The 26,622-nt window shown below is 68.5% G+C and carries 25 protein-coding genes and 1 pseudogene; 16 read left to right on the forward strand and 10 right to left on the reverse strand.

Annotated elements, in window-relative coordinates:
• The first annotated feature begins 62 nt into the window (after positions 1 to 62).
• The 3 genes from AC1RRW_RS20550 to prfB all read left to right on the forward strand — a co-directional run bounded on the left by AC1RRW_RS20550 (position 63) and on the right by prfB (position 5,187).
• Complete coding sequence (locus AC1RRW_RS20550) at positions 63 to 1,292, forward strand: N-acetylmuramoyl-L-alanine amidase (protein ID WP_492903333.1); 1,230 nt, start codon at positions 63 to 65, stop codon at positions 1,290 to 1,292.
• Between the two features lie 124 nt (positions 1,293 to 1,416).
• Positions 1,417 to 3,864, forward strand: coding sequence for a penicillin-binding protein 1A (locus AC1RRW_RS20555; RefSeq protein WP_492903334.1), 2,448 nt, complete (start codon positions 1,417 to 1,419; stop codon positions 3,862 to 3,864).
• A gap of 194 nt (positions 3,865 to 4,058) precedes the next feature.
• Positions 4,059 to 5,187, forward strand: a protein-coding gene (gene prfB, locus AC1RRW_RS20560; protein ID WP_492903336.1) for a peptide chain release factor 2 whose coding sequence is annotated in 2 segments (ribosomal slippage) — positions 4,059 to 4,127 and positions 4,129 to 5,187 — 1,128 coding nt in all. Because the reading frame shifts where the segments join, the coding sequence is not laid out codon by codon here.
• 122 nt (positions 5,188 to 5,309) lie between these two features.
• Here prfB and AC1RRW_RS20565 read toward each other — a convergent pair.
• Both AC1RRW_RS20565 and AC1RRW_RS20570 read right to left on the reverse strand, forming a co-directional pair.
• Positions 5,310 to 6,617: a M23 family metallopeptidase gene (locus AC1RRW_RS20565; RefSeq protein ID WP_492903337.1), complete on the reverse strand. Its 1,308-nt coding sequence runs from the start codon at positions 6,615 to 6,617 to the stop codon at positions 5,310 to 5,312.
• Positions 6,618 to 6,887: 270 nt separating this feature from the next.
• A complete protein-coding gene (locus AC1RRW_RS20570) occupies positions 6,888 to 7,352 on the reverse strand; it encodes a peroxiredoxin (RefSeq protein ID WP_492903338.1) in 465 nt (154 codons plus the stop codon).
• A 299-nt stretch (positions 7,353 to 7,651) separates the two neighbouring features.
• Between AC1RRW_RS20570 and AC1RRW_RS20575 the strand changes: the two genes are divergently transcribed.
• Positions 7,652 to 11,107, forward strand: a complete 3,456-nt coding sequence (locus AC1RRW_RS20575) for a hypothetical protein (protein WP_492903340.1) — start codon at positions 7,652 to 7,654, stop codon at positions 11,105 to 11,107.
• Between the two features lie 6 nt (positions 11,108 to 11,113).
• Here the strand turns inward: AC1RRW_RS20575 and tyrS are convergent, their stop codons facing one another.
• From tyrS to AC1RRW_RS20595, 4 genes are all read right to left on the reverse strand, one after another.
• The gene (gene tyrS, locus AC1RRW_RS20580) at positions 11,114 to 12,388 is read right to left on the reverse strand and encodes a tyrosine--tRNA ligase (RefSeq protein ID WP_492903342.1); all 1,275 of its coding nucleotides are present in this window, start codon (positions 12,386 to 12,388) and stop codon (positions 11,114 to 11,116) included.
• Positions 12,389 to 12,499: 111 nt separating this feature from the next.
• Positions 12,500 to 12,841, reverse strand: coding sequence for a type II toxin-antitoxin system RelE/ParE family toxin (locus tag AC1RRW_RS20585; RefSeq protein ID WP_492903344.1), 342 nt, complete (start codon positions 12,839 to 12,841; stop codon positions 12,500 to 12,502).
• A complete protein-coding gene (locus AC1RRW_RS20590) occupies positions 12,822 to 13,112 on the reverse strand; it encodes a ribbon-helix-helix domain-containing protein (protein WP_492903346.1) in 291 nt (96 codons plus the stop codon). The genes AC1RRW_RS20585 and AC1RRW_RS20590 overlap by 20 nt, the downstream gene beginning before the upstream one ends.
• Positions 13,113 to 13,186: 74 nt before the next feature.
• Positions 13,187 to 13,864 (reverse strand): alpha/beta hydrolase, encoded by a 678-nt coding sequence (locus AC1RRW_RS20595; RefSeq protein WP_492903348.1) that lies wholly within the window; start codon positions 13,862 to 13,864, stop codon positions 13,187 to 13,189.
• 304 nt (positions 13,865 to 14,168) lie between these two features.
• Between AC1RRW_RS20595 and AC1RRW_RS20600 the strand changes: the two genes are divergently transcribed.
• From AC1RRW_RS20600 to AC1RRW_RS20645, 10 genes are all read left to right on the forward strand, one after another.
• A complete protein-coding gene (locus AC1RRW_RS20600; protein ID WP_492903350.1) occupies positions 14,169 to 15,374 on the forward strand; it encodes a cysteine desulfurase family protein in 1,206 nt (401 codons plus the stop codon).
• Positions 15,375 to 15,436: 62 nt separating this feature from the next.
• A complete protein-coding gene (gene sufB, locus AC1RRW_RS20605) occupies positions 15,437 to 16,909 on the forward strand; it encodes a Fe-S cluster assembly protein SufB (protein WP_492903352.1) in 1,473 nt (490 codons plus the stop codon).
• Complete coding sequence (locus AC1RRW_RS20610) at positions 16,909 to 17,130, forward strand: hypothetical protein (protein ID WP_492903353.1); 222 nt, start codon at positions 16,909 to 16,911, stop codon at positions 17,128 to 17,130. The genes sufB and AC1RRW_RS20610 overlap by 1 nt, the downstream gene beginning before the upstream one ends.
• Positions 17,131 to 17,256: 126 nt before the next feature.
• Positions 17,257 to 18,009 (forward strand): Fe-S cluster assembly ATPase SufC, encoded by a 753-nt coding sequence (gene sufC, locus AC1RRW_RS20615; RefSeq protein WP_492903354.1) that lies wholly within the window; start codon positions 17,257 to 17,259, stop codon positions 18,007 to 18,009.
• Positions 18,009 to 19,358, forward strand: coding sequence for a SufB/SufD family protein (locus AC1RRW_RS20620; RefSeq protein ID WP_492903356.1), 1,350 nt, complete (start codon positions 18,009 to 18,011; stop codon positions 19,356 to 19,358). Before sufC ends, AC1RRW_RS20620 begins: the two co-directional genes overlap by 1 nt.
• Positions 19,358 to 19,567 (forward strand): tautomerase family protein, encoded by a 210-nt coding sequence (locus AC1RRW_RS20625; RefSeq protein WP_492903358.1) that lies wholly within the window; start codon positions 19,358 to 19,360, stop codon positions 19,565 to 19,567. The genes AC1RRW_RS20620 and AC1RRW_RS20625 overlap by 1 nt, the downstream gene beginning before the upstream one ends.
• Before the next feature lie 4 nt (positions 19,568 to 19,571).
• Positions 19,572 to 20,810 carry a cysteine desulfurase gene (locus tag AC1RRW_RS20630; RefSeq protein ID WP_492903360.1) on the forward strand — a complete coding sequence of 413 codons (1,239 nt, stop codon included), beginning with the start codon at positions 19,572 to 19,574 and terminating at the stop codon, positions 20,808 to 20,810.
• A gap of 164 nt (positions 20,811 to 20,974) precedes the next feature.
• Positions 20,975 to 21,355 carry an SUF system Fe-S cluster assembly protein gene (locus AC1RRW_RS20635; RefSeq protein WP_492903362.1) on the forward strand — a complete coding sequence of 127 codons (381 nt, stop codon included), beginning with the start codon at positions 20,975 to 20,977 and terminating at the stop codon, positions 21,353 to 21,355.
• Between the two features lie 38 nt (positions 21,356 to 21,393).
• Positions 21,394 to 21,732, forward strand: coding sequence for a hypothetical protein (locus AC1RRW_RS20640; RefSeq protein ID WP_492903364.1), 339 nt, complete (start codon positions 21,394 to 21,396; stop codon positions 21,730 to 21,732).
• Positions 21,733 to 21,845: 113 nt separating this feature from the next.
• Positions 21,846 to 22,730, forward strand: a complete 885-nt coding sequence (locus AC1RRW_RS20645) for a PhzF family phenazine biosynthesis protein (protein ID WP_492903365.1) — start codon at positions 21,846 to 21,848, stop codon at positions 22,728 to 22,730.
• A 15-nt stretch (positions 22,731 to 22,745) separates the two neighbouring features.
• On the opposite strand, the gene AC1RRW_RS20650 is transcribed toward AC1RRW_RS20645, so the two are convergent.
• Together AC1RRW_RS20650 and AC1RRW_RS20655 are read right to left on the reverse strand one after the other, a co-directional pair.
• On the reverse strand, positions 22,746 to 23,120 hold the full coding sequence (locus tag AC1RRW_RS20650; RefSeq protein WP_492903367.1) for an MmcQ/YjbR family DNA-binding protein: 375 nt from the start codon (positions 23,118 to 23,120) through the stop codon (positions 22,746 to 22,748).
• A 16-nt stretch (positions 23,121 to 23,136) separates the two neighbouring features.
• A complete protein-coding gene (locus tag AC1RRW_RS20655) occupies positions 23,137 to 24,213 on the reverse strand; it encodes a malate/lactate/ureidoglycolate dehydrogenase (protein ID WP_492903368.1) in 1,077 nt (358 codons plus the stop codon).
• A gap of 201 nt (positions 24,214 to 24,414) precedes the next feature.
• On the opposite strand from AC1RRW_RS20655, the gene AC1RRW_RS20660 reads away from it, so the two are divergent.
• Together AC1RRW_RS20660 and AC1RRW_RS20665 are read left to right on the forward strand one after the other, a co-directional pair.
• Positions 24,415 to 24,804: a HesB/IscA family protein gene (locus tag AC1RRW_RS20660; protein WP_492903369.1), complete on the forward strand. Its 390-nt coding sequence runs from the start codon at positions 24,415 to 24,417 to the stop codon at positions 24,802 to 24,804.
• A gap of 10 nt (positions 24,805 to 24,814) precedes the next feature.
• Positions 24,815 to 25,177, forward strand: a complete 363-nt coding sequence (locus AC1RRW_RS20665) for a TfoX/Sxy family protein (protein ID WP_492903370.1) — start codon at positions 24,815 to 24,817, stop codon at positions 25,175 to 25,177.
• Here the strand turns inward: AC1RRW_RS20665 and AC1RRW_RS20670 are convergent.
• A complete protein-coding gene (locus AC1RRW_RS20670) occupies positions 25,134 to 26,195 on the reverse strand; it encodes a GGDEF domain-containing protein (protein ID WP_492903371.1) in 1,062 nt (353 codons plus the stop codon). The two genes, AC1RRW_RS20665 and AC1RRW_RS20670, sit on opposite strands and share 44 nt — an antisense overlap.
• Positions 26,196 to 26,387: 192 nt before the next feature.
• Positions 26,388 to 26,622: pseudogene (locus tag AC1RRW_RS20675) on the reverse strand (DEAD/DEAH box helicase); the annotation flags it as partial.

Below are 26,622 nucleotides of genomic sequence, written 5' to 3' on the forward strand. Positions count from 1 at the left end.
CCGCCGAGCCCCGGCCTTGCGATCCGAGCCGATCGGGACGGCTCCGCCGGGTCGCGCTCGGCGTGGCGGCGCTGCTCGCCGCCGGAGTCGCGGCGCCGCCGGCGGCGTTCGCCAACGGGCCGCAGAGCGAATTTCCCGTCGCGACCGACGCGAAGATCGAGCAGGCCGGCGAGATCGTGCGCCTGACGCTGGCGCTGTCGCGGCCGGTCGCGGTGACGGCCGGCGTGATCGCGGGGCCGGATCGCGCCATCATCGACCTGCCTTCGGTGAACTTCCAGATGCAGCCGGGGCAGGGCCGCCGCGGCGCCGGCTTCGTCGGCGCCTTCCGCTTCGGCATGTTCACCGCCGACAAGGCCCGAATCATCCTCGACCTGGCGCAGCCGGCGGTGGTGACCAGGGCCGAGGTCCGCGACGTGCGCGGCGGCTTCGGCGAACTCATCGTCGAGCTGAAGCGCGCCAGCCGCGCCGAGTTCCAGGCCGCCGCGGCCGAATCGGCCGCGAAGACGCGCGAGGCGTCGGCTCCGGCATTGCCCGAGAGCGGCAAGCCGCCGGGCGAAACCCGGCAGGTCGTCGTGATCGATCCCGGCCATGGCGGCATCGATCCCGGCGCCGCCGTCGCCTCGATTTCGGAGAAATCCGTGGTGCTCGCCTTCGCCCTGGCGCTGAGGCAGCGGCTGGAGGCGAGCGGGCGCTATGTCCTGCGCGCGACCCGCGACGACGACCGCTTCGTGCCGCTGCGGGAGCGCGTCCGGATCGCGCGCGCCGCCGGGGCCGACCTGTTCATCTCGATCCACGCCGATTCGCTGACGCAGGCGCAGGAGGTTCGCGGCGCGACCGTCTATACCGGCTCCGAGCGCGCGACCGACGCCGATGCGGCGAGGCTCGCCGCCAAGGAGAACCAGGCCGACGCGGTGGCGGGGCTGGAGACCGACGAGGGCGTGCAGGACGTCGCCGGCATCCTGATGGACCTCGCCAGGCGCGAGACGCGGACCTTCTCCTCGGTCTTCGCGCGCAATCTGGTCGAGCGGCTCAACGGTTCGGTGAAGATGCACAAGGTGCCGCTGCGCTCGGCCGGCTTCCGCGTGCTGGGCGCGCCGGACGTGCCCTCCGTGCTGATCGAGCTCGGCTACATGTCGAGCCCGAAGGACGCCGAGCTGCTCAACTCCGAGAGCTGGCGGATGCGGGCGGTCACGGCCGTCGAGGCGGCGATCGACGGTTATTTCGAGCGCGAGCGCGCGCCGGCCGGCAAGGCGGCGGCGGCCGCCGCCGTCGCGAACCGGCCGAGGGAATGACGGCCCGTCGGCGCGGATTGTGGTCGCAAGGCCACGGTTCCGCCATCTCCGCCGTGTTATAGACGTGGTTCGGCGCACGCTGGGACAGGCGCGCCGCAAGACTGAAATCTAGGGCCAGCCTGCGATGCGGTTTATCCTGCGAATCTTCGGATGGTTGTTCGCCGCCGGCGCGATCGTGTTCGTCATCGGGGCCGTGGCCGCGGCCGGCTTCCTCTGGCGTTTCTCCAAGGATCTGCCCGATTCCGCGCAGTTGAGGAACTACGAGCCGCCGGTCATGACGCGCGTCCATGCCGGCGACGGCTCGCTGATCGCGGAGTTCGCCCGCGAGCGCAGGCTCTATCTGCCGATCCAGGCGATTCCCAAGCTGGTGGTCGAGGCCGTGCTCTCGGCCGAGGACAAGAATTTCTACAAGCATGTCGGCGTCGATCCCGAGGGTCTGGTGCGCGCCGCGATCACCAATTTCCGCAACCGCGCCGCCGGCCGGCGTCCGCAGGGCGCCTCGACCATCACCCAGCAGGTCGCCAAGAACTTCCTCGTCGGATCGGACCAGAACATCGAACGCAAGATCCGCGAGGCGCTGGTCGCGCTGCGGATCGAGGCGACCTACTCGAAGGACAAGATCCTCGAGCTCTATCTCAACGAGATCTATCTCGGCTCGCCGGCGCCGGGGCAGGGCAGCTACGGCATCGCCGCCGCCGCGCTTAACTACTTCGGCAAGTCGGTGCATGAGCTGAACCTGCAGGAGGCGGCCTATCTCGCCGCCCTGCCCAAGGCCCCGAGCGACCTGCACCCCTTCCGCAACCGCGAGCGCGCGATCGAGCGCCGCAACTACGTGATCGATCGCATGGTCGAGAACGGCTACGTCGCGCGCGCCGCGGGCGACGTAGCCAAGAACCAGCCGCTGGGCGTCAATCCCCGCACGGTCTCGCCGAACAATTTCGCGGCCGGCTACTTCGCCGAGGAAATCCGGCGCGAATTGCAGGACCGCTATGGCGAGAAGAAGCTGCTCGAGGGCGGCCTCTCGGTGCGCGCCACCGTCGATCCCAAGATGCAGCTGATGGCGCGCAAGGCGCTGGTCGACGGGCTCGTGCGCTTCGACGAGGCGCGCGGCTGGCGCGGCGCGATCCAGAAGCTCGATCTCTCGGCCCGCGACTGGGGCCTGGCGATCGGCGAGCTGCCGGTGCTGGGCGACGTGTCGCCATGGCGGCTCGCTGTCGTGCTCGACGTCGCCAACGACGTCGCGCGGCTCGGGCTGCATCCGCTGCGCGAGACGTCCGGCCAGCTCAAGGGCGACCGCGAGACCGTGACGCTCGGCGCCGAGGGCATCAAGTGGACGCGGCGCGCCCGCGTCGCGCAGGCCGTCTCGCCGGGCGACGTCGTCTATGTCGAGCCGATCGACGCGCGTCCCGGCCAGGTTCGCCTGCGCCAGCTTCCGGAGGTCAACGGCGCGATCACCGTGATGGACCCGTTCTCCGGCCGCGTGCTCGCCATGGTCGGCGGCTTCAGCTACGACCAGTCGGTGTTCAACCGCGCGACGCAGGCGCTGCGCCAGCCGGGCTCGTCCTTCAAGCCCTTCGTCTACGCGACCGCGCTCGACAACGGCTACACGCCGTCCTCGATCATCCTCGACGCGCCGATCGAGGTCGATCAGGGCGGCGGTCTCGGCGTCTGGTCGCCGAGCAACTACGACGGCAAGTTCACCGGCCCGCGCACGCTGCGCTACGGCATCCAGTTCTCGAAGAACCTGATGACGGTCAGGCTCGCCAAGGATGTCGGCATGCCGCTGATCGCGGAGTATGCGCGCCGCTTCGGCATCTATGACGACATGCTGCCCGTGCTCTCCATGTCGCTGGGCGCGGGCGAGACCACCGTGATGCGGATGACCGCCGGCTACGCCATGCTGGTCAATGGCGGCAAGCGCATCCGGCCGACGCTGATCGACCGTATCCAGGACCGCTGGGGCGCGACGATCTTCCGGCACGACCAGCGCGTCTGCGAGGGCTGCGAAGCCGAGAAGTGGAACAACCAGCGCGAGCCGCGCCTGGTCGACAACCGCGACCAGGTGATCGACCCGCTGACGGCCTACCAGATGGTCTCGATCATGGAGGGCGTCGTCCAGGCCGGCACGGCGACCGTGGTCAAGAGCGTCGGCAAGCCGCTCGCCGGCAAGACCGGCACGACCAACGACGCCAAGGACGTCTGGTTCGTCGGCTTCTCGCCCGATCTCGCCGTCGGCGTCTATATGGGCTTCGACACGCCGAAATCGCTCGGCACCTCGGCGACCGCCGGCCAGTACGCCGCGCCGATCTTCCGCGACTTCATGATGGGCGCGCTGAAGGACAAGCCGGCGACGCCGTTCCGCGTGCCCGCCGGCATCAAGCTGATCCGCGTCGACCCGAAGACCGGCATGCGCTCGAGCGGCGAGGGCGGCATCCTGGAGGCCTTCAAGCCCGGCACCGCCCCGCCCGACAGCTACTCGATCATCGGCGCGGCCGGCGACGGCACCGCCCCGATCAGCGTTTCGCCCGGCGGCGGGCGGGCCGTGGGCTCGGGGACGGGCGGGTTGTATTGACCGCGCCATGCGTCATGGTCGGGCCTGTCCCGGCCACCCGCGCCTTTCCCGGGTCGCACCCCGCATGGACGCCGCAAGACGGGGATGCTCGCCACAAGCTCGAGCGCGACGGGAAGAGCATCCGGCGTTTACAGCCGCGACGTTCGCCCCTATCTCCCATCATCGCCAAGCTCACCGAAAGTCCCGGCCGAATCATGCGTCCAGAAATCCAGACCCAGCTCGACAACGCCAGGCAGTCGATCGGACTGCTGAGGAGGCATCTTTGACTGGGATCAAGCCCAGCGCCGCCTCGCCGAACTGAACGCCCTCTCGGAAGGCCCCGACTTCTGGAACGACGCCGAGGCCGCGCAGAAGCTGATGCGCGAGCGAACCGGGCTGGAGACGCAGATCGAGGGCATCGGCAAGCTCGAACGCGATCTTGACGACGCGCTGACCTTCATCGAACTCGGCGAGATGGAGGGCGACGCCGCCTCGATCGCCGAGGGCGAGGCCGGCATCAAGGCCGTCGAGGTCGAGGCCGCGCGGATGCAGGTCGAGACGCTGCTGTCGGGCGAAGCCGACATGCTCGACACCTATCTCGAGATCCATCCCGGCGCGGGCGGCACCGAATCCCAGGACTGGGCCGAGATGCTGCTGCGGATGTACCGGCGCTGGGGCGAGCGACGCAAGCTCAAGGTCGAGACGCTCGAATACCAGGACGGCGACACCGCCGGCATCAAGTCGGCGACGCTGCAGTTCAAGGGCCACAACGCCTATGGCTGGCTCAAGACCGAGAGCGGCGTGCACCGTCTGGTGCGCATCTCGCCCTTCGACTCCAACGCCAGGCGCCAGACCTCCTTCGCCTCGGTCTGGGTCTACCCGGTCGTGGACGACCGCATCGTCATCGAGGTGAACGAATCCGACTGCCGGATCGACACCTATCGCGCGCAGGGCGCGGGCGGGCAGCACATCAACACGACCGATTCGGCCGTGCGCATCACCCATATCCCCTCAGGCATCGCGGTCTCCTGCCAGCAGGAGCGCTCGCAGCACAAGAACAAGGCCAAGGCCTGGGACATGCTGCGCGCAAGGCTCTACGAGGTCGAGCTGAAGAAGCGCGAGGACAAGGCGAACGCCGAGCAGGCCTCGAAGACCGATATCGGCTGGGGCCACCAGATCCGCTCCTATGTGCTGCAGCCCTACCAGCTGGTGAAGGACCTGCGCACCGGCGTCAGCTCGACGGCGCCGTCGGAGGTGCTGGACGGCGCGCTCGACCCGTTCATGGAGGCGTCGCTGGCGCAACGCGTCTACGGAACGGAAGTCGAGGTCGAGGATATCGATTAAGGCAGCTTCATGCCGCAGACGGGACCACTCTCGTCATTGCGAGCGCGGCGAAGCAATCCGGAGTTCTGTGCGGGACGCTGCATTGCTTCGCTACGCTCGCAATGACGGAAAAGCGTCGGACGTCAGCTCTTCCCCGCCAGCCTCGCGCCGGCTTTCATGAATCGCGTCGGATCCATCGGCTCGTCGTCGATCCGGGTCTCGTAGTGCAGATGCGGGCCGGTCGAGCGGCCGGTCGAGCCGACGCGGCCGACCACCGTGCCGGCGGCGACGCTTTGCCCGGCGGAGACCGTTATGGCCGACATGTGAGCAAAGCGGCTGGTGATGCCGTTGCCATGCTCGATCTCGACCAGGTTGCCGTAGCCGCCGGAATATTCGGCCGTGACGATCTTGCCTGGCCCCGGCGCGCGGATCGGCGTGCCCTGCTCGGCGCGGAAATCGGCGCCGGTATGCATGGCCGGGCTGCGCGTGAACGGGTCGACGCGGTAGCCGTAGCTGGAGGTGAACTCCATTTCGCGATCCATCGGGCGGCGCAGCGGCAGGGTCTCGGTCAGCCCGCGCAGGCGGAAGACCGCGGCGATGCGCGGCTGGAGCGCATTCAGGCTGGCCTCGAACGGTCCCGCGGCAGGATCGATCCTGAAGGGCACGAACGGGCCGCCGGTGCCGCCGGCCGCGACGGGGCCGGCGCTCATCCTGTCGGTGTCGATCCCGATCTCGGAGAGCGCGCCGCGCAGCTTGCGCTGCGATTCGGCGAGGCTCGAATCGATGTCGCGCAATGCCGCGAGCTGGGCGTCGGCGGTTTCGGCCAGCGCGCCGTCGAGACGCGAGAGCGCCGCCACGACCCGTTTGGCCGGAGGTTCCGGCGTCGCTTCGCCGGACTGCCAGGGCGCGGTCTTGCCGACATCGGCGCCGCGCAGCGGCGGCGAATCGGGCGCCGGCATCGGCTTGCCCGGCACGATCGGCGCGAAGCTGGTGACCCCGGAGGCGCGGATCGGCTCTTCCGGCTTGATCGGGCGGGCGCGCAGCATTGTCTTCGGGGCAGGCGCGATGCCGCCGGTCTGGAGCGTATCGGCGAGCGCGGTGACGAGCGCCTGGCGCGATTCGAGTTCGGCCTGCCGGGTGGCGAGTTCGTCGACGCGGGCCTCGACGCCGTCCTGATCGAGCAGGGCGCGGCTGGCGAGACGGTCGATATCGGCGCGCAGCGCCGCGATCCTGTCCTCATAGGCGTATTGGCGGGCGGTCTCGCGGGCGATCAGCTTGGCGGCGAGGTCGTCCTTGCTGAGGATGTACCAGCCGGCCGCGCCGGCGCAGGCGGTCGTAAAGGCGAGCCAAGCGAGGCCCGCCACCATGGTCGAGCGGCGGACCGTGTAGCAGGAATGGGTGGCGAGGCCCGTGACGGGAAGGGCGGGGCCTGAGGAGGCGATCTGAGTCATACGCGGGACCGGATGTGACGCTGCCGATCCCGCTATCAGACACCGTTAGGGTTAACCTTTCGCAAATGCCGGGCTCAAAGGCCGGCTTGAATGCCAGTTGGAGCGCTTGATGATGTCGCGTGAAAACACTTCGTCATCCTGGGCGGCCGCTGGCCGTCCCGGGATCCATCATCGAGCACGACGGCGCCGTGACGGATCCCGGAGCTGCGCCGCTTCGCGGCTTGTCCGGGATGAGGCAGTGTTTCCGGACGGAATCAATCAGGCCGCGGGTCAGAGCGCCTGCGCCGCCGCCAGGACCTCCTCGGCATGGCCGGCGACCTTCACCTTCGGCCAGATGCGGGCGATCCTGCCGTCCCTGTCGATCAAGAAGGTGGTGCGCTCGACGCCCATATAGGCGCGGCCATACATGCTCTTCTCGACCCAGATGCCGTAGGCCTTCAGCGTGTCTTGCGTCTCGTCGGCGGCGAGCGCGAAATCGAGGCCGTGCTTCTTGAGGAACTTGTCGTGGCTCTTCACCGGGTCGGGCGAGATGCCGACGATCTCGGTGTTCGCCGCGGCGAACTGCTCGCGTAGGCGGTTGAAGGCGATCGCTTCCTGCGTGCAGCCCGGCGTGTCGTCCTTGGGATAGGCGTAGAGCACGACCTTGCGCCCCTTGAGCCCGGCCAGCGACAAGGTCTGCCCGCCATCTCGCGGGAGTGTGAAGCCGGGGGCCGTGTCGCCTGCCTGCAAAGCCATGATGCGCCTTCCTTTCGTCGTTTTCCGGCGGCATGGAGCCGCCGGCCGGGATTGCAACGATATGGCGCGCGGGCGCGTCGCGACCAGCCCCGGTTTCGGTCAGGCTCGCCAGGGTCCGCCTCGTTCCGGTTCCGCGCCCTGCGTCCGGCCCGGCTGCGTCATCGCACGTTCCTCCGGTCGATTGCCGAATCGGCCGGCCTGGTCGAATCAGGAAGCCGTCCGGCCTGACGCGGCGACGACGGCGTCGCCCGTAGACAGATCGCCAAGGGCGCGGCGAGCGCCCACTCGGGAAAGCCATCTTGCAGGACGCCAGACCGCACCAGACCCCGAGCGACGCGCAGGCCGAGGAGGCCTGCGTCGCAGAGGTCGTGAAGCAGCGCGCCAAGGCCGGTCTGGTGACGGTCGTCGTCGCCATCGTGGTGGCGGCGGTGACGCTCGCCGGCGCGGCCGCGACGCTGCTGGCGACCGGGCTGATCCCGCTGTCGGGCCTCGAGGGCCGGATCGCGGATGCGATCGAGGAGCGGCTCGGGCGCGACTGGGACGTCGAGGTGGGCTCGGCCGAGCTCGGGCGGATCGACGGGCGCTCGCAGCTCAGGGTCCGCCAGGTCTCGTTCCGCCACAAGAGCGGCGCGAGCTTCCGCGCGCCCGAGGCGGTTCTGGGCTACGAGCCGCTGGCGCTGCTGCGCGGCGACATCAGACTGGTCTCGGTCGATCTGCGCGGCGTCAACATCCGGCTCGGCGTCAACCAGGACGGCGCGCTGGTGATGAGCGCGGATGCGGGCGCCGCCGAGACGCCGGCCCCGGTGACCTTGCCCGATACCGGCCATTGGGACGCGGTCGCCGGCATCATGGGCGCGGTCTCGACGCTCGCCCAGAACGACGGGCTGCTCGGCGCGCTGGAGACCGTCGGCATCCACGGCGCGCGGCTCGTGCTGGTCGATCCGCAGGGGCGGCAGAAAGCCGGCTTCGAGGACGTCGACATCCGCCTGGCGCGGGCGGAGGCCGGGCGCACCCGCCTGACCCTGAAAGGCCGCACCGGGACGCGCTGGAAGGACGTCGCCGTCGATCTCTCGACCGATGCGGACGGAACGCGTCGCGCCGATCTCGAATTACTGCGCTTCGAGCCGGCCGAGGTGATGTCGCTGGCGATGGGCGCGAGCGCGGTCGAGATCGAGGGGCTGCCGATCAAGGGCAAGGCTTCGCTGACGCAGAAGCCGGACGGGACACGGGCTCTGTCGGCCCGGTTCGAGGCCCTGCCCGGCACGATTCGCTTTCCGGGCAGCCCGATCGATCCGGTCAGGGTCGATTCCGGCGCGATCGAGATCGAGAGCGGCGAGAGCCTGAACGTGCTGAATCTGCGCAGCGGCGCGCTGCGGGCCGGGGCGACGCAGATGCAGGGGACGGGCGTGCTGCGCGAGGAGAACGGCGCCTGGCGGCTGCGCCTCGACATGGCGGGCAAGCTCGCGGGCCAGGACGGCGAGCCGCCGGTGCAGCTCGACAACGTCAAGTCGAACCTGCTGATCGATCCGCGCTCCGGCGAGCTCCAAATCGATGCCTTCTCGGCGAGGGGGCCGACGGCCAGCGTCGACGCAACCGGCTATGTTCAGAAGATCGGCGACTCGCCGACCCAGCGGCTCTCGATCAAGGCGACCCAGACCGAGGCGCGCGCCGCGCTCGCGATCTGGCCGCGCTGGACCTCGCCCCAGCTCCACGCCGCGCTGTCGCGACAGCTGATCTCGGGCAGGATCGCCTCGGTGCAGGTCGATCTCGACCTGTCGGCCGAGGGGCATGCCAAGATGGTCGCCGGAGCCGGCATGCCGGACGGCGCGCTCGCCGTCGCGGTCGACGCGACCCAGGTCCGTTTCGAGCCGGGGCCGGGACTGCCGCCGCTGATCGACGCGACCGTGTCCGGCAAGGCGACGGGCCGCACCGTCCAGCTCGCGATCGCGAAGGCGACGGCCGATCTCGGCGGCGGGCGTCAGCTCGCGCTCAGCGAAGGCAGCTTCGGCATGGTCGAGACCTGGATGGAGCGCGCGCCTGCCCGCATCGCCTTCCGGTCCACCGGGCAGATGGAGGCGCTGGCGGCGCTGTTCGCCTTTCCGGCGATGAAGGAGTTCTCGCCGGGCCCTGCCGATCCGGCCTCTCTGCGCGGAACCGTCGACCTGCGCAGCGTCGTGACGCTGCCGATGGTCGACGATCCCAAGCCCGGCGAGGTCGTGGTCCAGACCAATGGCGCGCTGTCGGGCATCGCTTCCGACACCCTGCTCGGGACGGAGAAGCTGGAGGGCGGCAACCTGACCGTCTCCTTCGACCGCACCGGCCTGCTGGCGCGGGGCGAGGCGCGGATCGGCGGCGACAGGGGCCAGGTCGAGCTGCGTCAGAATCCGCGCGGGCAGGGCGAGGCGACGATCTCGCTGACGCTCGACAACGCCGCCCGGCAGAAGCGCGGGCTCGGGCCCGAGGCCGGCATCACCGGCCCGGTTCAGGCCAGGATCGTCAAACAGCTCGGCCGCAGCGCCGATACGCCGCCGCGCGTCGAGCTCGACCTGTCGAAGGCCGCGATCGAGGGCGCGATCCCGGGCCTCGCCAAGGCCGCCGGCAAGCCCGGCCGGGCGAGCTTCAACTACGTGGTCGATCCGGACGGGCCCGATCTCGACGATTTCGTGCTCGATGCGCCCCCGGCGCTGATCCGCGGCAAGATCGAACTCAACAGGCAGAACGCGTTCGACAGCGCGTCCCTGACGCAGTTCAGGCTCTCGCCGGGCGACAATCTGACGGTGCAGGCCAAGCGCGAGGGCAACGTCACGAAGCTCGTCATCCGGGGCGCCGTCGCCGACACGCGCCCGTTCATACGCGACTTGCAGACGGCCTCGGGGCCGGCGGCGCGCGGCGACAAGAACGCGGCCAAGGGCGGCGATCTCGATGTCGATCTGGCAGTGCCGATCCTGACCGGCTTCAACAGCGAGCAGATCACCAACGGCGTGCTGAAGTTCTCGCGCCGCGGCGGCGACCTGCGCTCGCTCACCTTCCAGGGCGCGCTCGGACGGGCCGAGGTGACGGCGCGACAGGGCCGCGTCGGCGACGCGCAAAGCCCGCTCACCGTCCGCACCGGCAATGGCGGGGCGCTGCTGCGCTTCGTCGACATCTATCGCCGGGCCCATGGCGGCGAGCTCGATCTCGATCTGGGACCGGGCGAGACGCGCCAGAGCGGCGAATTGCTGTTCCGCAACTTCGTGGTGCGCGACGAGCCGGCCCTGCGCCGGGTCGCGGGCGAGCAGGAGGGCGGCGCGCCGGCCGGAGACCGGGCCGGCAGCGCGCCTGCCATCCTGCCGAGGATCGACGTCAGCGAGGTCGCCTTCACCAAGCTGAGGGCGCAGTTCACGCGCTCGGCCAGCCGGCTCGACGTCTCCGACATGGTGATCTGGGGCCAGCAGGTCGGCTTCACCCTGCAGGGCAACGTCGACTACGGCCGCGACCGCGTCGATATCGGCGGCACCTTCGTGCCGGGCTACGCCTTCAACAACGCCTTCGCGCAGGTTCCCGTGGTCGGCGCGCTGCTCGGCGGCGGCAGCCAGTATGGCGGGCTGTTCGCGGTGAACTTCCGGATCTCGGGGGCGGCGAGCGCGCCGACCATGACGATCAACCCGCTCTCGGCGCTGGCGCCCGGCATCCTGCGCCGCTTCGTCGATCCGCTCGGCGGCGCGCCGGACAAGCGGCCGATCCAGCCGGGGCAGGACGCGCCGCCGACGCGCTGAGCAGGCTCACTCCGGCCGCAGCAGGATGTGCTTCTTGCGGCCGAAGGAGAGCTTGATCACGCCCTCGGCGGTGAGATCCGCCTCCGAAAGGCTGGCGCGCTCGTCGGCGAGCGCGACATCGTTGACCCGGAGGCCGCCGGCCTTGACCTGCCGCCGGGCCTCGCCGGTCGAAGGCACGAGGCCGGCCCTGACGAAGGCCGTCAGCGCGCCGAGCCCAGCCGCCAGCTCGTCGCGTGGCAGACCGACGCTCGGCAGGTCGGACGCGGTGCCGCCTTCCTCGAAGGTCTTGCGCGCGGTCTCGGCTGCGGCCTCTGCCGCCTCGCGGCCGTGCAGCAGCGCCGTGACCTCGGTCGCCAGCACCTTCTTGGCGTCGTTGATCTCGGCGCCGCCGAGCGCGGCGAGCTTCGCGATCTCGCCCATCGGCATGGTGGTGTAGAGCTTCAGGAAGCGCTCGACATCGGCGTCCTCGGTGTTGCGCCAGAACTGCCAGAACTCGTAGGCGCTCATCAGCTCGGCATTCAGCCAGACCGCGCCGGACGCCGTCTTGCCCATCTTGCCGCCGGACGCCGTCGTCAGCAGAGGCGAGGTCAGCGCGTAGAGCTGGACGTCGGCCATGCGGTGGCCAAGATCGATGCCGTTGACGATGTTGCCCCACTGGTCGGAGCCGCCCATCTGCAAGATGCAGCCGGTGCGCTTGTTGAGCTCGACGAAGTCGTAGGCCTGCAGAATCATGTAGTTGAATTCGAGGAAGGACAGCGACTGCTCGCGCTCCAGCCGCGTCTTGACGCTGTCGAAGGAGAGCATGCGGTTGACCGAGAAATGACGGCCGACATCGCGCAGGAACTCGAGATAGTTCAGGCCGAGCAGCCACTCGGCATTGTTCGCCATGAGCGCCAATCCATCGCGCTGCAAGTACTGCTCAACGTCGTCGCCGAAGTTGAGATACTTCGCGAAGACGCGCCTGATGCCCTGCAGGTTGCGCTCGATGTCCTCGACCGTCAGCAGCTTGCGCGATTCCTCCTTGAAGGACGGGTCGCCGACCATCGTGGTGCCGCCGCCCATCAGCGCGATCGGCTTGTGGCCGGTCGCCTGCATCCAATGCAGCATCATGATCTGGATCAGCGAGCCGGCATGGAGCGAGGTCGCGGTCGCGTCGAACCCGATATAGGCGCTGATCGGCCCTTTCAGCGCAGCCGCGTCCAGCCCCTCCGGATCGGAGATCTGGTGGACGTAGCCGCGCTCGGAGAGGGTGCGGAGCAGGTCGGATTTGAAGGCGGTCATGGTCGGGCTCGGTCGGTCGATCGCGGACGATGCGCCGTCGTCTAAGGCCATTGTCGGCCTTTTGCGAGGGGGCGAATTCAAATCTCTCGCGGCGCGATGCCGTTTGGCCGCCTATCTATGCTCGTCTGCGTCGTTCGGCTGGCTGCGATAAAGGGCCTCATAGTCCCGCCCGCCGTAGAAGACGTTGGTGATCTCGACTCTATCGTTCATGATCAGATAGGCGATCACCGCACGCCGTTCGAACGGAAACGTTCGCAGACCCGGCATCAGATCGTCGCGTGGGCGGCCGCCGCGTGCCATTCCGCCGATCTTCTCGCAGAAGGCGACGAGGCGACCAAGATAGCGGTCTGCCGTGACGGGGTCCTGGCTGGCCTCGTAGATCCAGCGATAGATTTCGGTCAGGTCTGCGGCTGCGTCGGCACGGAAAACGACGTCAAACCGCCCCAAGGCCATGTGCCTTCACAGTCGCTTCATGCAGTGCGGCCAGCCTGCTCCTGACCTCGTCGAGGCCGAGGGGCGTGCGACCGTCCTCGACGGAATGGCGAACCCGCTCCCGGATTGCGGACAGTCGTTCCGCATGCTCGTCGCGCTCTCGTTGCCAGAGCCGTATCGCATCGCGAACCGCTTCGCTGGTCGAGGCGTATTCGCCGGCCTCAACGCTGGCGCGCACGGCGCGCAGCATCGCAGGCGTCATGGTGATGCTGAGCTTCTCGGCCGTTTCCATCGTCGCCTCCGCTTATCGCGCGATAGCACTCGGTAGCATAAAATCGTACCTGCGGCTAATCGGGCGGCCGACGTCTACTCCTCCTCGGCGTCGCGCTCCGCCTTCGGGATCTCCGGGCCGACATTGCGGTCGAGATAGACGCCGACCTGCTCCATGAGCTGCTCGACCTTGCCGTCGAAGAAGTGGTTCGCACCCTCGACGACCGCGTGCTCGATCAGGATGCCCTTCTGGGTCTTCACCTTCTCGATCACCGCCATCACCTCCCTGACCGGCGCGACGCGATCTTCGGAGCCATGCACGAACAGGCCAGAGGACGGGCAGGGCGCGAGGAAGGAGAAGTCGTAGCGGTTGGCCATCGCCGCGATCGAGAGGAAGCCCTCGATCTCGGGACGGCGCATCAGGAGCTGCATTCCGATCCAGGCGCCGAAGGAGACGCCGGTGATCCAGCAGCTCTTGGCCTCGGGGTTGAGCGCCTGCATCCAGTCGAGCGCCGCGGCCGCGTCCGAGAGTTCGCCCGCGCCATGGTCGAAATGGCCCTGGCTGCGGCCGACGCCGCGAAAATTGAAGCGCAGCGCCGAAAAGCCGCGGTTCACGAAGGTATAGAACAGGTTGTAGACGATCTGGTTGTTCATCGTCCCGCCGAATTGCGGGTGCGGATGCAGGATGATGGCGAGCGGCGCGCCGCGCTTCCTGGCGGGCTGGTAGCGGCCCTCGATCCGACCGGCCGGTCCGTTGAAGATCACCTCGGGCATCGTCGTCTCGCCTTTCGCTGGGCAAGGCCCGGAAACGACGCGATTTCGGGCGGCCCAAGGCCGTCAAAAAACGCTGTCGCCCTTGACGGGCCGGCCGCTCGCGCCCTACATCAGAGCGCTTAGAATGGTTCTAACAGCCGTGAACAAGGCGGGAACAAGCGGATCCGGCCGCCATGGCCGGGGCCCTCGCTTCCACCTCGGGCTGTCAGGACGGGCGGCTATAGCACAGCGCGGGGGTGCGAATTCAAGCCTTTCGTGCGGCCAGGCGGGATGCCGCCATCCCGAACCGGAGTTTGATCGAAGCGTGACCGGATCCGAACGCGCCTATCTCGACCACAATGCGACCACGCCGGTCAGGCCGGCGGTGGCGGAGGCGATGGCGCGCGCGCTGATGCTGCCTGGCAACCCCTCCTCGGTGCATGGCGAGGGCAGGGCGGCCCGCGCCCTGGTCGAGCAGGCGCGGGCCCAGGTCGCGGCGCTGGTCGGGACGAAAGCCGGCAATGTCGTCTTCACCAGCGGCGGGACGGAGGCCAACGCGACCTTGCTGTCGGCCGGCCTGATGGATTGCGGCGGCGGGCGCGACTGCGTGAGGAGGCCGGCGACGCTGCTGCTGCACGGCGCGACCGAGCATCCTTGCGTGCGCGACGGGCACCGCTTTCCGGCGGGCGGGGTGGAGGAAATCCCGGTCGATGGCGACGGCGTCGCCGATCTCGGCTGGCTGGAGGCGCGGCTGGAGCGGCTGGCCTCGGAACAGCCCGGCGCGCGGGCGCTCGTCTCGCTGCATCTCGCCAACAACGAGACCGGCGTGATCCAGCCGATCGCGAATCTGGCCGCGATCGCGAAGAATTTCGGCGCGCTCGTCCATAGCGACGCCGTTCAGGCCGCCGGCAAGATCGCGATCGACATCGATGCGTCGGGCGTGGACGTTCTGACCCTGTCGGCGCACAAGCTCGGCGGGCCGAAGGGCGTCGGCGCGATCGTCTTCCGCACGGGGGCGCTCGAACTCGGCGACAAGCCCATGCGCGGCGGCGGGCAGGAGCGCGGCTGGCGGGCCGGCACCGAGAACGTGCCGGGCATCGTCGGCTTCGGCGCGGCGGCGGAACTGGCGGGCGCCGCGCTTGCCGGCGAGGCCGCGCGGCTCGCCGGTCTGCGCGATGGGCTGGAAGCCGGCCTGCTGGCGCTCGCGCCCGAGACCGCGATCTTCGGCCGCCGCTCGCCGCGCCTGCCCAACACCAGCGCCTTCGCGACGCCGGGCGTCACGGCCGAGACCATGCTGATCAAGCTCGATCTCGCCGGCGTCGCGCTGTCCTCGGGCTCGGCCTGCTCGTCGGGCAAGGTCCGGCGCTCCCATGTGCTGGCCGCCATGGGCGTCGACCCTGCCATGAGCGCTGGGGCCTTGCGGGCCTCGCTCGGATGGACCACCTCCGGGGCGGACATCGACAGTTTTCTCGCGGCCTACGCGCAGGCGCTGGCCGCGACCGGGGGCCGGGAGGCTCGGGCAGCCGCCTGAGCCCTTCGGCAGGATGTGAGACCAGACCGGCGGGCCTTGAACCCGCGACAGGAGAGTGAGTGATGGCAGCGGTCCAGGAGACCATCGACCAGGTCAAGTCGATCGACGTGACCGAATACAAATACGGCTTCGTGACCGAGATCGAGATGGACAAGCCCGCCAAGGGCCTGACCGAGGACACGGTGCGCTACATCTCGGCGCGCAAGAACGAGCCGGAGTGGATGCTGGAGTGGCGCCTCGACGCCTTCCGCCGCTGGAAGACGATGACCGAGCCGGCCTGGTCGCGCGTGCAGTACCCGCCGATCGACTATCAGGACATCTACTATTACGCCGCCCCGAAGAAGGGCGCGGCGCCGCAGTCGCTCGACGAGGTCGATCCGGCGATCCTGGAGACCTACAAGAAGCTCGGCATCCCGCTGCGCGAGCAGGAAATCCTGGCCGGCGTCGCGCCGGAGAACCGCGTCGCGGTCGACGCGGTGTTCGATTCGGTCTCGGTCGTGACCACCTTCAAGAAGGAACTGGCCGAGGCCGGCGTGATCTTCTGCTCGATCTCGGATGCGATCCAGGAGCATCCCGAGCTGGTCAGGAAGTACCTCGCCTCCGTGGTTCCGGTGACCGACAATTATTTCGCGACGCTGAACTGCGCCGTCTTCACCGACGGCTCCTTCGTCTACATCCCCAAGGGCGTGCGCTGCCCGATGGAGCTGTCGACCTATTTCCGGATCAACGAGCAGAACACCGGCCAGTTCGAGCGCACGCTGATCATCGCCGACGAGGGCTCGTATGTGAGCTATCTCGAAGGCTGCACCGCGCCCAAGCGCGACGAGAACCAGCTCCATGCCGCGGTCGTCGAGCTGATCGCGCTCGACGACGCCGAGATCAAATACTCGACCGTGCAGAACTGGTATCCGGGCGACGCCGAGGGCAAGGGCGGGATCTACAACTTCGTCACCAAGCGCGGCGACTGCCGCGGCAGGAACTCGAAGATCTCGTGGACGCAGGTCGAGACCGGCTCGGCGATCACCTGGAAATACCCCTCCTGCATCCTGCGCGGCGACGGCTCGCGCGGCGAGTTCTATTCGATCGCGGTCTCGAACGGGGCCCAGCAGGTCGATAGCGGCACGAAGATGCTGCATCTCGGCAGGAACACGACCTCGAAAATCATCGCCAAGGGCATCGCGGCCGGCAAATCCGACTCGACCTATCGCGGCATGGTCTCGGCCCACCGCAAGGCCACCGGGGCGCGCAACTTCACCAATTGCGACTCGCTCCTGATCGGCGACCAGTGCGGCGCCCACACCATCCCCTATATCGAGGCCAAGACCGCGACCGCGATCTTCGAGCACGAGGCGACGACCTCGAAGATCGGCGAGGACCAGCTCTTCTACTGCCAGCAGCGCGGCCTCTCCGAGGAGGAGGCGGTGGCGCTGATCGTCAACGGCTTCGTCAAGGAGGTGCTGCAGCAGCTTCCGATGGAGTTCGCCGTCGAGGCGCAGAAGCTGATCACGATCTCGCTCGAGGGGAGCGTGGGGTGATGAACGACAAGGTCGAGCACCTCATTCTCGAACATCTGCGGGCGATGCGCGCCGACATGTCGTCGATCAAGGACGAGATGACCGGCATGCGCGGCGAGATGATCGTGGTGCGCCAGCATATGGCGGCTCTGCTCTCGTCTCAGACGCTTCAGGACACGGAGATTGCGTCGATCAAGGTCCGGGTCGACCGGATCGAGAAGCGCCCGGACCTCGTCGAATGAAGTGCGCTCGCTGACCCCGTCATGGTCGGGCTCGTCCCGGCCATCCCTGTCTTTCTTTCAAACGCTCAAGTCGTGGATGCTCGGCACAAGGCCGAGCATCACGCGGCGGAAATCCGGATCGAAACAATGCTCGAAATTCGCAATCTCGTCGTCAAGATCGCCGACGAGGACAAGCAGATCCTCAATGGCCTCTCGCTCACCGTGAACGATGGCGAGGTCGCCGCGATCATGGGGCCGAACGGCTCCGGCAAGTCGACGCTGAGCTATGTCATCGCCGGCAAGGAGGACTACGAGGTGCTCGACGGCGAGATCCTGCTGAACGGCGAGAACGTGCTGGAGATGGAGGCCGATGCCCGCGCCGCCGCCGGCATCTTCCTCGCCTTCCAGTACCCGCTGGAGATCCCCGGCGTCGCCACCATGACCTTCCTGAAGGCGGCGATGAACGCGCAGCGCCGGGCGCGCGGCGAGGCGGAGCTGCTGACGCCGGACTTCATCAAGGCGGTCAACGCAGCCGCCGACAAGCTCGGCATCGCCAAGGACATGCTGCGCCGGCCGCTCAACGTCGGATTCTCGGGCGGCGAGAAGAAGCGCATGGAGATTTTGCAGATGGCGCTGCTCGCGCCCTCGATGTGCATCCTCGACGAGACCGATTCCGGCCTCGACATCGACGCGCTGCGCATCGTCGCCGAGGGCGTCAACGCGCTACGCGATCCCAAGCGCGGCTTCCTCGTGATCACGCACTACCAGCGCCTGCTCGACCATATCGTGCCCGACACCGTCCACGTCATGTCGAAGGGCCGGATCGTGAAGAGCGGCGGCAAGGAGCTGGCGCTGGAGCTCGAGAAGAACGGCTATGCCGGTTACGCGGACGCTGCGTGATGGCGATCGTCACTCCCCTCAAGACCGCGGCCGAGCAGGTGCTGGCGCAGCAATTCGCCGCCGCCAAGGCTGAACTCCCTGGCGCGCTGCCGGTGCGCAAGCTGCGCGAGGACGCATTCGCCGGTTTCGAGGCCAAGGGCCTGCCGCATCGAAGGCTCGAATCCTGGCGCTACACCGACCTGCGCGCCCTGCTGCGCGAGGCGCGGCCTCTGGCGGCCAACGCCAACATCACCACTGCCGTCACCGCACGGCTTTCCGAACTCAAGCTCGACGGCGTCCGGCTCGTGCTGGTCGACGGCGTCCTTGCCGCCGATCTTTCGACGCTGGACGGGTTGCCCGAAGGCGTCTCGATCCGCTCGCTGGCCGAGGCGCTGGTGTCGGGCCGCGAGGATCTGACCCGCATCCTGGCCGGCCCCGGCATCGCGCGGAGCGACACCGGGCTGATGCTCAACACCGCGCTGATGCGCGACGGCGTCTTCATCGAGATCGCGGAGGGGACGGAGCTTGCGGCCCCGATCGCCATCGTCTCGCTGGCTTCCGGCGAGGAGGAGAGCGCGATCTTCCATCGCTCCGTCGTCGTCGCCGGCAAGGGCGTCAGGGCGACGATCGTCGAGATCGGCGAGAGCGCCGGACCAAAGGCCTCGCAGATCAACGGCGCGATCGTCTTCGAGACCGGCGACGAGAGCGACATCCGGCATCTGCGCATCGTCACGCGCGCCGTGCCCGAGACGGTGCAGGTGCAGACGCTGATGGCAACCGTCGGGGCGCAGGCGAAGTTCGAGAGTTTTTCGCTGGTCTGCGAGGCGGCGACGCTGCGCCAGCAGTATTTCGTCGAGTATGCCGGCGAGCACAGCGAGATCGGCCTGCGCGGCGTCAACCTGCTCGGCGGAACCGAGCATTCCGACGTGACGCTGGTGATGGACCATGCCGTGCCGCATGGCGTCAGCCGGGAGCTGTTCAAGACCATCATCGGCGGGGAGGGCGCCGGCGTCTTCCAGGGCAAGGTCATCGTGCGCCCGCACGCGCAGAAGACCGACGGCGGCATGAAGAGCAACACGCTGCTGCTGAACGACGGCGCGACCATGTTCAACAAGCCGGAGCTGGAGATCTTCGCCGACGACGTGGTCTGCGGCCATGGCGCGACGGTGGCGCAGATGGACGGCGAGCAGCTCTTCTACCTGATGGCGCGCGGCCTGCCGCGCGCCGAAGCCGAGGCGCTGGTGCTGCAGGCCTTTGCCGGAGAGGCGGTCGAGTTCGTGCAGGACGAGAGCCTGCGCGGACTGGTGATGGCCGAGATCGAGGCCTGGCTCGGCAAGCGCGAGGGCTCCTCCGTGGCGGGCGCCGGCTGATGCCCTACGTCAATCTCCAGATCACAAAGGGCGCGACGCGGGCCCAGAAGGCCGAGATCGTCAGGGAGTTCACGGCGACGCTGGTGCGCGTGCTCGGCAAGAACCCGCAGAACACCCATATCGTGATCCAGGAGATCGAGCGCCAGGACTGGGGCCATGCCGGCGAACTCGTCGCCGACAGGCCCAGGACCTCGCCCGGAGAGGCTTAGAGCCATGAACGCGATGACCAAGCCCTACGACGTCGAGGCGATCCGCCGGGATTTCACCATCCTCGGACGAGAGGTCTACGGCAAGCCCCTGGTCTATCTCGATAATGCCGCCTCGGCGCAGAAGCCCGAGATCGTGATCGAGGCGATGTCGCGGCTGATGCGCGAGGACTACGCCAACGTCCATCGCGGGCTGCACTATCTCGCCAACGCCTCGACCGAGGCCTATGAGGCGGCCCGCGAGAGCGCCCGGCGCTTCCTCAACGCGGCGCATATCGAGGAGATCGTCTTCACGCGCTCCTCGACCGGCTCGCTGAACACGGTCGCCTCCTCGCTCGGCCGCCATCTCAAGATCCAGGAGGGTGACGAGATCATCCTCTCGATCCTGGAGCATCACTCCAACATCGTGCCGTGGCACTACTGGCGCGAACGCCATGGCGCGGTGATCAAATGGGCGCCGGTCGACGAGGACGGCAACTTCCTCGTCGAGGAGTTCGAGAAGCTGATCTCAGCCCGCACCAAGGTCGTGGCGCTGACGCATATGTCGAACGCGATCGGCACGATCCTGCCGATCGCGCGGATCGCGTCGATCCTCAAGGAATACGGCATCCCGCTCGTCGTCGACGGCAGCCAGGGCGCGGTGCATCTGCCGGTCGACGTGCAGGCGCTGGGCTGCGACTTCTACTGCTTCACCGGCCACAAGACCTATGGGCCGACCGGCTCCGGCATCCTCTGGGGCAGGAAGGAATGGCTCGACAAGCTGCCGCCCTATGAGGGCGGCGGCGAGATGATCGTCACCGTCAGCGAGGACGCCGTCACCTACAACGACGCGCCGCACCGCTTCGAATCCGGCACGCCGGCGATCGTCGAGGCGGTGGGGCTGGGCGCCGCGCTCGACTACATGATGGCGCTCGGCCGCGAGAACATCGCGGCGCATGAGGCGACACTGCGCGACCACGCCATGCAGCGGCTCGGCGAGATGAACTCGATCCGCATCTTCGGCGAGGCGAAGGACAAGGGCGCGATCATCGCCTTCGAGATGAAGGGCGCCCATGCGCACGATGTCGCGACCGTGATCGACCGCTCCGGCGTCGCGGTCCGGGCCGGCACCCATTGCGCCATGCCGCTTCTGGCACGATATGGAGTGACGTCGACCTGCCGCGCCTCCTTCGGGCTCTACAACACGCTGGAAGAAGTCGATAAGCTGGTCGAGGCCCTGCGGAAGGCCGAAGACCTGTTTTCGTGACGAGTCTTCGACGACGCCTTCGTCGTCCCGGGCGACCCTAGGGAGGCCCGGGATCCATTCCGGAACCTCTTCGGCAAGCGCTCCGGAATGGATCCCGGGTCTGCGCTTCGCTCCGCCCGGGACGATGGCGCGCGTGCAATCGAGTTTGTGAACTGGATGTTGCGATGACCGACACCACTGAAGACTTCAAGCCGAACGCACCGGCCATGGGCGCGAGCGCCACGCTGCCGCCCGAGGAGATCGACCGTCTCACCGACGACATCATCGCCGCGCTGAAGACGGTCTACGATCCCGAGATCCCGTCCGACATCTACGAGCTCGGCCTGATCTACCGCGTCGACATCGCCGACGACCGGCAGGTCGCGATCGACATGACGCTGACCGCGCCGGGCTGCCCGGTCGCCGGCGAGATGCCAGGCTGGGTCGAGAACGCGGTCTCGGCGGTGCCGGGCGTCTCCGGCGTCTCGGTCAACATGACCTTCGACCCGCCCTGGGATCAGTCGCGCATGTCGGACGAGGCAAGGGTCGCGCTCGACATGTGGTGACGCTGGACGGGCTTGCCGCCGTCCCGCATGATCGCGTCATGCGCTTTACGAAGTGGGACTACATCGCCTTTCCCGTGCTCGCGGCTCTCGCGATCGGCGTATTCTATGGCGCGTTGCGGCTCGTCGGTTTTTTCGGCCTTGGCATCCTCGGACTGATCATCGGCTACATCGCCGTACGGATGGACCTCGAGCGCGATGGCGCCAGCAGCGAGCCGCGCGTCCTGGAAGAGCAGTTCAAGGCGCGCGACCGCATGTCCCGCGCCGAGCGGGCCGATTTCCATGCCGGTCAGCTGGCGCGGACGAAGCCCTTGTTCATCGCGCAGGTCGTGGCGGCCGGCCTCGTCATCCTCGGCTTCGGGTTGCACTTCCTGCTGTGAACGCGTGGCTGCTCGCCGCGCATGATCGGTCGCATCATCGACCTTGATTATTCCGTGACCGCGAAGGGTGGCATCAATCGGTCAGCGCGCCTCTCGCGCCATTGGGACCCGCCATGCGCAAATTCGCCTTCGAGACCGTCGACGTCTTCACGCAGACCCGCTTCGGCGGCAACCAGCTCGCGGTCTTCACCGATGCGCGCGGCCTGTCGGACGCCGAGATGCAGTCGCTCGCCGCCGAGACGAACTATTCCGAGACGACCTTCGTGCTGCCGCCGGACGATCCGGCCAACACGGCCCGCGTGCGCATCTTCAGCCGCACGCATGAGATGCCCTTCGCCGGCCATCCCAATGTCGGCACCGCCTTCGTGCTGGCGCGGCATGGCCGCGACAGGGACGGGCTCCTGCGCTTCGAGGAGATCGCGGGGCTGGTCGAGGTCCGTGTCGCCCATGGCGGCGACGAGGTGACGGGCGCGATCATCTCGGCGCCGCAACCGCTCTCGACGGGCATCGAACTGCCGCCCGAGGCGATCGCCGCCTGTGCCGGGCTCGATGTCGCCGACATCGTGGTGGCCAACCACCGGCCGCTGCGCGCCTCGGTCGGCGTGTTCTTCGTGCTGGCCGAGGTCAGGCTGGAGGCGCTGGGCAAAGCCACGCCCGATCTGGCGCAGTTCCGCGCGGTGCGCGACGCGACGCCGGGGCTGGAGGGGCGGTTCTCGCTGTTCCTCTACGCCCGCGACGGCGAGGCGATCCGGGCGCGCATGTTCGCGCCGCTGAGCAACACCTGGGAGGACCCGGCGACCGGCAGCGCCAGCGCCACGGTCGCGGCGCTGCTGCTCTCTCTGAGCGGGGCCGAGAGCGGCTCCTGGACGCTGACGCAAGGCGTCGAGATGGGCCGGCCGAGCCTGCTCGACCTCAGGGCCTGGCGGACAGCAGAAGGCGTGCGCGCCTCGGTCGGCGGCTCATGCGTGCCGGTGTTTCGCGGAGAGGCGCTGCTTTGACGGCTCGCAATGACGTCAGAGGGTCAGCCCAAGCTCCGCCCGCGCCCGCTTCGTCAGCGTCCGCGCCATCAGGCGGTGGCTTTCGCGCAGATAGTCCCGCAGCGCGTCGTCCGGCATGCTCTCGTCGCTCAAGCGCTGGATCCAGCTCATGCCGCGCGAGGCGAGATAGGGCGCGGGACGCAGGCCGGGCTGCTCCTTCAGGATGTCGAAGCTGGCCCAGGAGCATTTGAAGGTCACGCTCAATTCCCGGCCGTCGTCGCCGCGCCCGATCGCGAAGACCTTTCCGCCGCTCCGGCCGCCGACCTTCCAGACATGCGCGCCGCCCCATTGCACGACATGGGCCGTGGCCGGCAGGGAGGCGCAGAAGGCGTTGTAGTCGTCGAGAGTCATCGCAGGCGCCGCCCCGTCAGAAACGCTCCGCGTCGATCCCTAAGCGCTTCGCCGCCGCGACGATCTGGCTCCACGTCTCGTCGTCGAGCGGAATGCCGCGGGCGCGCTCGATCCTCATCGCGCGCTCCTTCTCTCCCGGCGTCAGCACGGGATCGGCCTCGTCCTGCGGCTTCGCCGCGCGCACGAAGGCGAGATAGCTCTCGGTCCGCTCCTTGCGCAGCGCCTCGTCCGGCTCCAGCCGGGCCGGGTCGATCAGGATGCCGAAGAGCGAATTGATGATCCAGCTCCTGGCCGGCTTCTCGTCGATGCGGGCGGCGCCCATCAGCCCGGCCGAGAGCAGCTCCGCGATCAGCGAGAGGCCGGCGCCCTTGTGGTCTCCGAAGGGCAGCAGCGCGCCCAGCGCCTCGTCGTCACCGAGCCCGTGCAGGAAGACATGGCGCGGCTCGGTCGTCGGCTTGCCATTGCCGTCGATGATGTAGCCCTCCGGCACGGCCACGCCCTTGTTGAAGGCGACGCGGGCCTTGCCATGGGCCATGCGGCTCGTCGCGAAGTCGAGGATGATCGGGTCGCCGCCCGGCACGGGAATGCCGATCGCATGCGGATTGGTGCCGAAACGCGCCTGCCTGGCGGCATAGGGCGCGACGATCGGCGGGCGGCCCGCGACATTGACCCAGAACAGCGAGATCAGCCCGGCTTCCGCCGCGATCTCGGCGTAGTGACCGATGCGACCGATGTGATGGGCGTCGAGCAGGTTCAGGATCGCGACGCCGCCGGCCTTGGCCATCGGGATCGCGCGCTCGACGGCGTTGCGCGCCACGGGCTGGCCGAGCGCCACATCGGCGTCGATGATCAGGAAGGGGGCGGCGTCCAGCCGGTCGCTGGCTTGCGACTCCGGCTTCAGGTTGCCGTCGGCGAGCGACTGGAAATACAGCGGCAGCATGCCGACGCCGTGGCTGTCATGGCCGCTGAGATTGGCCAGCACCAGATGCTCGGCGGTCTCGGCCGCATCCGCCTCGGTCCAGCCGGCGGCCGTGACCATGGCGCGGACGAGGGCGCGGAGCGAGTCGGGAGCATGCAGGCGGTAGGGCGTCATGGCGCGTCGTCGGCTGGCGTCGGGGCGGCCAGAGTGCATGCCACGTCCTGCCTTGCAAGGCTAAGGCGGGCAGGGGCGGGCCGCATGCCGCCCATCTCGACGTTTCGCTCACCAATCCTTATGTTGCTGTCAGCCATCTTGCTTCACGGGACCAGTTCTTTTCGACGAGAATTGGAATCCCGTCGAGGAGGGACACAGAGCATGTTCTCGATTCCGGGCCTCAAGGTCGTCTCCCTGACGGACGCCGCCGCCGCGCGCATCCGCGAGATCATGGCGCAGAGCGCGTCCGAGGCCGGGCCCGCGCTCGGCCTGCGCGTCGGCGTCAAGAAGGGCGGCTGCGCCGGCATGGAATACACCTTCGAGGTCGCGCGCGAGACCGCCAAGGGCGACGAGGTCGTGACCGAGAAGGACGCGACCGTCATCGTCGACGCCAAGGCGGTGCTGTTCCTGCTCGGCACCGAGCTCGACTTCAGGACCGACCGCTTCTCCTCCACCTTCGTCTTCAACAACCCCAACCAGGTCTCGGCCTGCGGCTGTGGCGAATCGGTCGAGATCAAGCCCCGCGCCGAGCCGTCGCTGGCGGCTCACTGAGCCCGCGTCGATGGATGCCGAGGGCATCCGCGAGCTGTTTTCCGACATCCTGCCGGTCAGGGTCCGCCGCATGTTCGGCGGCCACGGCATCTATGACGGCGAGCGGATGTTCGCGCTGGAATCGGATGGCCTGCTCTATCTGAAGGGTGATGCCGAAAGCGCAGGCCGCTTCGCGGAAGCCGGCAGCGAGCGGTTCAGCGCCGTGATGCAGGGCAAGCTCCGCGCCATGGGTTACTGGCGGCTGCCTGACGAGGCGCTCGACGATCCCGGTAAGCTGAGGGCCTGGACCCAGTTGGCGATCGAGGCGGCGCGGCGCGCGGCGAAGCCCGTCAGGCAACCCGCATCGCGGCGGTGTCGAGCACGTCCTCGGTGACGGTGCGGTTGCGGCCGTCGCGCTTGGCCTGCATCAGCGCCTGGTCGGCGCGGTCGACGATCGAGCTTGCGGTGTCGCCGCGGCGATAGCCGGCGACGCCGAGCGAGATGGTGATGCGGCCGAGGTTCTCGTTGGTCGAGCGCTTGACCAGTTCGCGGGTGAGCAGCGCCTGGCGCACCGTCTCGGCCCCGAACTTGCCGGCTACGAGATCGGAGTCCGGCAGGATGATCGCGAACTCCTCGCCGCCGAAGCGGGAGATCACCGCCTTGTCCTTGAACTTGTCCTTCATGGTGCGGGCGACGAGACGCAGAACCTGGTCTCCGGTGAGGTGGCCATGCGCGTCGTTGAACTTCTTGAAGAAATCGATGTCGGCCATCACCAGGGCGAAGGGCTCGCGCCGCAGCGTCGACTGGTCGATCGACTTCTGCAGCATCTCCTCGAAATGGCGGCGGTTGGCGAGCCCGGTCAGCGGGTCGGTCAGCGCCTCGGCGCGGGTCGCTTCAAGAGCCTCGCGCAAATTCCTGATTTCGTTGGAGGAATCCTTCAGCTGCGCCTCGAGCTGGGTCTTTCGGGTGACCTCCTCGCGGGTCGACAGCACCAGCGCCTCGACCCATTCGCGCAGCTTCTGCCGGTCGGCCGGCGGCGGAACCTCCTCCGACATCGCGGTCAGGCGGCCATGATAGCGTTCGCTGGAATCGAGCGTCTTGTCGACCAGCGCCATCAGCCCGTCGATCTCGCTCAGGACCTGCAGGCTGGTGCGCTCGGCCTGCCTGGCGAGGCGGTCGGTGCCGATGAAGCGCTCATAGAGGCTGTCGATGTCGGCCGCGCCGACCTTGCCCTCGCCGCCGGTCAGGATCGCGTTCATCGCCATGGTGACGGCCGGCATCTCGCCGCTGAGATGGGCGTACCAGACCTCGAAGGCGCGGGGATAGCCGGGCGAGCCGTGCTCGCGGATGGCGGCGACGACGCGGTCGGCGATGTCCTGGGACGGGAAGTGAACCTGCGCTTGCTCGCTCATTGCCATCGACAGCCCGGGCATGAAGCCGGTTCATGGCTTTCGGCCATGACAGCTTCGATTGAACATCGAAGCGGGACATCCTGTCCGTATCAACGGCGGCATGCGCCCGTCCTGCCGCCCGCCTGTGGAACAGGCGAGCCGCGACAGAGATGCTAGACGCAAGCGCGTTAAGATGAGGTTGATGACTTTACGTCAACCGGCCTTGACCGGGCGCATCAGGAAGGCCGGGACATGGTCTCCGAGACCCTTCACCTTCGGGCCGTCATCGTCGTCGCGGCGGCGCGGCTCGGGCCGGCGCCCGGCGCGCGGAGCGGGGGCTTGCGCCGGCGCCGCCTCGCTCTCGGGTCTTGCGGCGCGCTCGGGCCGGGCCGCCTCGCGGGGCGCGGCGGCGGGCGCGGTCTCGGCGCCGCGGATCCTGGTCCTGGTC

The organism is Allobosea sp. GW821-FHT12C12 (genome assembly GCF_058807355.1).

Excerpts from the sequence above, each read along its gene's own strand:
- tyrS (WP_492903342.1), bottom strand. The coding sequence starts at position 12,388 with ATGACCGCCTTCAAATCCGACCTGCTCCGCACCCTCTCCGAGCGCGGC.
- AC1RRW_RS20650 (WP_492903367.1), bottom strand. The coding sequence starts at position 23,120 with ATGACTCTCGACGACTACAACGCCTTCTGCGCCTCCCTGCCGGCCACG.
- AC1RRW_RS20570 (WP_492903338.1), bottom strand. The coding sequence starts at position 7,352 with ATGGCTTTGCAGGCAGGCGACACGGCCCCCGGCTTCACACTCCCGCGA.
- AC1RRW_RS20630 (WP_492903360.1), top strand. The coding sequence starts at position 19,572 with ATGAACGCGATGACCAAGCCCTACGACGTCGAGGCGATCCGCCGGGAT.
- AC1RRW_RS20655 (WP_492903368.1), bottom strand. The coding sequence starts at position 24,213 with ATGACGCCCTACCGCCTGCATGCTCCCGACTCGCTCCGCGCCCTCGTC.
- AC1RRW_RS20610 (WP_492903353.1), top strand. The coding sequence starts at position 16,909 with ATGAACGACAAGGTCGAGCACCTCATTCTCGAACATCTGCGGGCGATG.
- AC1RRW_RS20555 (WP_492903334.1), top strand. The coding sequence starts at position 1,417 with ATGCGGTTTATCCTGCGAATCTTCGGATGGTTGTTCGCCGCCGGCGCG.
- sufB (WP_492903352.1), top strand. The coding sequence starts at position 15,437 with ATGGCAGCGGTCCAGGAGACCATCGACCAGGTCAAGTCGATCGACGTG.
- sufC (WP_492903354.1), top strand. The coding sequence starts at position 17,257 with ATGCTCGAAATTCGCAATCTCGTCGTCAAGATCGCCGACGAGGACAAG.
- AC1RRW_RS20595 (WP_492903348.1), bottom strand. The coding sequence starts at position 13,864 with ATGCCCGAGGTGATCTTCAACGGACCGGCCGGTCGGATCGAGGGCCGC.
- AC1RRW_RS20565 (WP_492903337.1), bottom strand. The coding sequence starts at position 6,617 with ATGACTCAGATCGCCTCCTCAGGCCCCGCCCTTCCCGTCACGGGCCTC.
- AC1RRW_RS20670 (WP_492903371.1), bottom strand. The coding sequence starts at position 26,195 with ATGAGCGAGCAAGCGCAGGTTCACTTCCCGTCCCAGGACATCGCCGAC.
- AC1RRW_RS20625 (WP_492903358.1), top strand. The coding sequence starts at position 19,358 with ATGCCCTACGTCAATCTCCAGATCACAAAGGGCGCGACGCGGGCCCAG.
- AC1RRW_RS20640 (WP_492903364.1), top strand. The coding sequence starts at position 21,394 with ATGCGCTTTACGAAGTGGGACTACATCGCCTTTCCCGTGCTCGCGGCT.
- AC1RRW_RS20645 (WP_492903365.1), top strand. The coding sequence starts at position 21,846 with ATGCGCAAATTCGCCTTCGAGACCGTCGACGTCTTCACGCAGACCCGC.
- AC1RRW_RS20590 (WP_492903346.1), bottom strand. The coding sequence starts at position 13,112 with ATGGAAACGGCCGAGAAGCTCAGCATCACCATGACGCCTGCGATGCTG.
- AC1RRW_RS20585 (WP_492903344.1), bottom strand. The coding sequence starts at position 12,841 with ATGGCCTTGGGGCGGTTTGACGTCGTTTTCCGTGCCGACGCAGCCGCA.
- AC1RRW_RS20620 (WP_492903356.1), top strand. The coding sequence starts at position 18,009 with ATGGCGATCGTCACTCCCCTCAAGACCGCGGCCGAGCAGGTGCTGGCG.
- AC1RRW_RS20660 (WP_492903369.1), top strand. The coding sequence starts at position 24,415 with ATGTTCTCGATTCCGGGCCTCAAGGTCGTCTCCCTGACGGACGCCGCC.
- AC1RRW_RS20665 (WP_492903370.1), top strand. The coding sequence starts at position 24,815 with ATGGATGCCGAGGGCATCCGCGAGCTGTTTTCCGACATCCTGCCGGTC.
- AC1RRW_RS20635 (WP_492903362.1), top strand. The coding sequence starts at position 20,975 with ATGACCGACACCACTGAAGACTTCAAGCCGAACGCACCGGCCATGGGC.